The sequence below is a fragment of the Pseudomonas sp. AC229 genome (assembly GCF_979254655.1).
In genome coordinates, this window is record NZ_CEEDHK010000098.1 from 1 (window position 1) to 236 (window position 236).

The following is a 236-nucleotide window of genomic DNA, read 5'->3' on the forward strand; positions in this document are numbered from 1 at the left end:
TCCATCGCCTGAACGCCGCATCGACCATGCGTGACAAGGGCGCTTGGTATAAGGACGACTGGCGCAAAACGGTCGAACGCGTCGGCAACCTCCACTACCCCGAAGAAGCCCGCAAGCAACGGGTTTACGGCAGCCTCCGGCTGCTGGTGTCGATCAACCGGGACGGCCGCCTCTACGAAGTCCAGGTACTGGAATCGTCGGGCCAGCCGCTGCTGGACCAGGCGGCGCTGCGCAGC

Annotated in this window: 1 protein-coding gene; it reads left to right on the plus strand. The window is 64.8% G+C overall.

Annotated elements, in window-relative coordinates; genetic code table 11:
• The coding region (locus AC0IW7_RS25010) for an energy transducer TonB (protein ID WP_471821553.1) at positions 1–236 on the plus strand (236 nt) is incomplete at both ends.